Source organism: Roseibium sp. RKSG952 (assembly GCF_009711355.1).
Window position 1 is genome coordinate 1 of record NZ_SMMF01000682.1, and the last position, 4,027, is coordinate 4,027.

The 4,027-nt window shown below is 59.1% G+C and carries 7 protein-coding genes; all 7 read right to left on the bottom strand.

The features are described 5' to 3' along the window. Positions 1-228 precede the first annotated feature (228 nt). Positions 229-558: a RebB family R body protein gene (locus E1297_RS03790; RefSeq protein ID WP_155134095.1), complete on the bottom strand. Its 330-nt coding sequence runs from the start codon at positions 556-558 to the stop codon at positions 229-231. Between the two features lie 134 nt (positions 559-692). Further along, the gene (locus E1297_RS03795; RefSeq protein WP_155134098.1) at positions 693-1,295 is read right to left on the bottom strand and encodes a hypothetical protein; all 603 of its coding nucleotides are present in this window, start codon (positions 1,293-1,295) and stop codon (positions 693-695) included. Next, complete coding sequence (locus tag E1297_RS03800; RefSeq protein ID WP_155134101.1) at positions 1,249-1,776, bottom strand: hypothetical protein; 528 nt, start codon at positions 1,774-1,776, stop codon at positions 1,249-1,251. Before E1297_RS03800 ends, E1297_RS03795 begins: the two co-directional genes overlap by 47 nt. Positions 1,777-1,849: 73 nt before the next feature. Beyond that, positions 1,850-2,098: a hypothetical protein gene (locus E1297_RS03805; RefSeq protein ID WP_155134104.1), complete on the bottom strand. Its 249-nt coding sequence runs from the start codon at positions 2,096-2,098 to the stop codon at positions 1,850-1,852. Positions 2,099-2,112: 14 nt separating this feature from the next. Continuing rightward, positions 2,113-2,838 (bottom strand): hypothetical protein, encoded by a 726-nt coding sequence (locus E1297_RS03810; protein WP_155134107.1) that lies wholly within the window; start codon positions 2,836-2,838, stop codon positions 2,113-2,115. Between the two features lie 70 nt (positions 2,839-2,908). After that, positions 2,909-3,136, bottom strand: a complete 228-nt coding sequence (locus tag E1297_RS03815) for a RebB family R body protein (protein WP_155134110.1) — start codon at positions 3,134-3,136, stop codon at positions 2,909-2,911. 89 nt (positions 3,137-3,225) lie between these two features. Further along, a complete protein-coding gene (locus E1297_RS03820) occupies positions 3,226-3,834 on the bottom strand; it encodes an RNA polymerase sigma factor (RefSeq protein ID WP_155134113.1) in 609 nt (202 codons plus the stop codon). Positions 3,835-4,027 lie beyond the last annotated feature (193 nt).

Genomic DNA, 4,027 nt, shown 5'->3' on the forward strand with positions numbered 1-4,027 from the left:
GGCTCTCCAACCCTTGACACTCAATCCCTTGTACCAAGATCGCAAGGAAGTCCTTCAAGGCACATTTTGCCTTGAAAGGCCTTCCCTGAGAAAGGGCGCTGCAGATTGGGAAGCTTGCACTGTGTTGCAGCTCGCGCTTGAATTCACCCATTCAGCGCCCGGACCAAGAATGACCCCGCACCGGCGATCCGGAACGGGGTCAGACTTGCGCCGCAACGGCAGTGACGTTTACCGGCCGCCGCTGAAAGCGTTGAGGATGGTCAGCAGGCTGGTCAGATTGTCCGCGACGCCGCTTTGTCCGACCTTTTCGGTTGCCCCGGCACCCGCCATTGTGTCCATGCTGTAGATCTGCATGACACCCTGGTTCACGGCGGCCTGGGCAAGAATGTTCTGTTGCTGCTGCGCGGCAACCGCATTCTCGAACAGGATCCCGGTGGAATGCGAGCTGGCCTGATAAAGCGAACTGAGCGCCATCGCAGGCGATTCACCGACAACTTTCACATTGGACTGTGTGACGGCATCGGTGACCATCGGGTTTACTGTTACAGGGTCTGGCATATTGAACTCCTTCAATTGCGCCGGCAGGTTTACCGGCATCAGGCATTTAAAAGGACGCCTGAAACCTCTGCGTGTGAAGATAAATTTCGCTTACCAGCCCCTGATTTACTTGAATATATTTTAAGAAGAACCGGCTATTGGTCCGTGGCGTTCTTGATCGTTCTCTCAGCCTGGGCCCTCAAGGCTGCAAGCTGACGCTCGACCTCCCGCGAGACCATCGCCTGGATGTTCCCCATCATGGTGTTCAGTTGAAAGGCGATCTTGGGATCGGCTCCCCCTGCCGGCGTCTGGTCCGGCCGGCCGAGACCACTGGCCAAACCGCCTGCCAGACCGCCCCCCAGTCCCGCCCCACCGGCATTTGGCATGGACATCCCTTCCTTTCCTGCCTTGAGGAGTTCGTCCAGCACTTCCTTGTTGCCAAGAACCTGTTCCAGAAGGCTGTGCTGCTCCGCCATGGATTTCGAAAGAGCGTCGGCTTTTTCACTCGCTTCCCGGATGACCTTTTCGACCGCCACATGGGCCTCGGCCATGGCCCGGTCCGTTTCCTCCTTCCGTTTGAGGATCTCTCCCGCAATCCCGGCAACACTTGGCAAGGACTTGTAGAGCGCTTGATAATCCTGCTGGAGTTTTACCACTTCCAGATAACCCTCAATGACTTGTTTCAGGACATTCGCCGGTTGCGCGGCCCTGTTACTCCCCGATGTTCGTTGAGCGCCGGGTCTTTCGGTCTCCACCATCTTCAGGCTCCCTCGTTTCGACGTCCTCGACCTGTGTTTCCGCCACTTCGACCTCCGCAACGTCCACTTTGACGGTTTCCTCCATCACCCCGAAACGATCCGGACGGCTTGTTCTGGTGACTGACCGCGCCGGGTCACTCCGCCCGCATTTGCGTGGTTTCGGGCCCGGATTGAAAGGCTCGAACACCGGCATGACACAAATACATGCCGGCCAACCGCAACAAGCACCGCCCCGTACGCCTGCGTCCGAAGTCCCGCCATCCCTGTCCGGAGCCCACTCAATCTGGCGTCTTGTCTCGAGGGCGGATCCCACCATCATGCGTGCCGATGCGATCCGGGACAGCTCCTCCGGGTACGCGCAATAAAGAACCGCCTCACTGCGGCGGCTGTCATCGGTCTCGAGTGCCTCAAGCCATTGGACCAGGGTCCGTTGCAATATCCGGTCAAGCTCGCGCCCGACCTCCTGAAGTTCGTGTTCCACGGCAAACCTCCTTCGTTCGCCCGGGCAGATCGCCCGGACGTTCCAGTTAATCGGAAACGGCTGTCCTGATCCTTCAGCGCCGGCCGAGAATGCTCCTGAGCGCGGCGAGCAAATTCAGCTTTTCGGCTGCGGGCAAATCGTCAAACGCCTGCTTCAAGGTCCTCTTGCCGCCTCCGGCAGGGTCGGCCTTGCGTTTGCCATCCTTGCCGGAAAGCCGCTTTGGTTCTTGCGGCTCGTCTTTCCCGCCATTGCCTGCACTATTGATCGCAGGCCCCGGACGATGGATCGCCCGTTGCAACAGCTCGTCTGTCCGCGTTTGCATATCCGCCTCCCGGTTCACGATTCTGAAGAGTTGATGTCGGAGATGAAGGTCTCGGTGTTCTTGCCAGCTGTCGTGGCCACATTGCCATAGACCTCGACGGCCCCGGACACCATTTTTTGAATTTCCAGCAGCAACGGGATTTCCTCCACGGCCTGAACCGGACCTTCAGCCGCCTTCTTGAGCGCAACGGCCTGGGCCGCGACCGCGATTTGCATGATGGCATTCATGTAATTGGCGGCATCCTGGACAGCGAGCCCGGCGGCCTGCCCGGCCATCAGGTCCGGTGGCGTGATGACCATGTCAGGACCGAAACTCGTGTTCTCATAGTTGGCGAACTGGACCGCCTGAACGATTTTCTGGTTGAGCGCCGAGGTGTCGGGAGCTGGCCGGGCCGGGGGTTTGGCCGCCGCACTCCCCTTCGGACCTGCTCCATTTTGAGCCCCCCCTTCCCTTTTTGGGGCACTTTCACCCGCGCCCTCCGGCGAATTGCCGTTCTCCGCTGCCGGCTCGCCGCGCGGACGCAAGCGACCGTTGCCGTCTCTGGACAAATGGGGGTCGGCCTTGTCCTCAGCACCCGGCAACGGCGTGTGCTCCGCAGATGACCCTTCGGGCTGCGGCGCGGCTGAGACGCCTTCGTCCGTCATGCTGCCTTCGTGAACCCCGGTTTCTTCCGTCACGCTGCCTTCCTGAACCCCGGAGGGGGCGTGTTTCCTGCTTCCGAACAGTCGATCCAGCCACATAACCGCACTCCCTCCAAAGGTGGGTCAAAAACACACTACAACCAGAGCCGCAGCCCTGTGGAAAAATCGCTCAGCTTTCCCCGATTTCCATAATCAGCTGACAGGCCTTGGACACAACCGCTGTGGTAATCTGGTTCATGGCCTGCTGGCTGTTGACCGCATTCTGTATCGACAATCCCGAAGCGTGACCGGCCACTTGATAAAGACTGGCGATCGCCTGGGCGGGCGCTTCCGCAACAACCTTGACGTTGGTTTGCGTCACCGCATCGGTGATCTGGGCATTCACGACATCAGCCATGGTTCGTTCCTATCTGGATCACTGTCACCTTGCCAAAAATGACGCTTTCCGGCCGCCTTCACGCCCGCAAGGTCATTTCGTTGGACGTTTCAACCGCTTGCCTGTGACAAACGGCAGGATCTGGACATTGCCGAAGGGTCGGTCTCGGCAATGGCGGTCTTGAGCGACTGCCTCAGATGCTGGACACGCTTGCGGGCAAGCGGTTCGGAAATCCCGAGACTGGCCGCAATGTCCTTGTAGCTGCGCTCCTCGCAAAACCGCATCTGAAACACCTGCCGCAGCTCCGGCGTCATCATGCCGACCTGATCAAGGACCCGCGCAAGAGCTTCCCTGTGCTTCAGCTTTTCCTCCTGGCCCGGCTGATGGTCCGACAGGTCCACCCCGTATGGTTCGTGGATATCGGCCTTGAAGTCGCGGACCTGACGCTCCGAGCACAGACGCCTGATTCGGCTGATGTGTTCGTTTTTCATGGCAAACAGCAAAAACGCCCGCGGCTCGCGCACCTCCGTCTGATGCCTTTCGACATGGGTCACGGCCTTGACCAAGGTCGCAGACAACAGATCCTCCGCCTCCTCGCGGTTCCCGCGTGTCAACCGAAGCGCCCTGCGGCGCAGAACCAATGCGTCTGCAATCCAGCTCAACCAGATCCGGGCCGAAGCCGGCTGCAGGTCCTTCCGATCCGCCGTTCCGTCTGTCATCGTGGCTCCCCATCATACCGGGCCTGATTTGACCCCGTTTTGTTCCACTACTCACCCGGACGCCCGCAATCTATAAGTGTGAATAAATTCTGCAAAATTAAGCAAATATTCCGTTTTTGAGGGCCAATCCGGAAACGACAGATCGAAAATAACAACCTATAAGAGCACCCACCACCCCGCAATAGATTTTCCC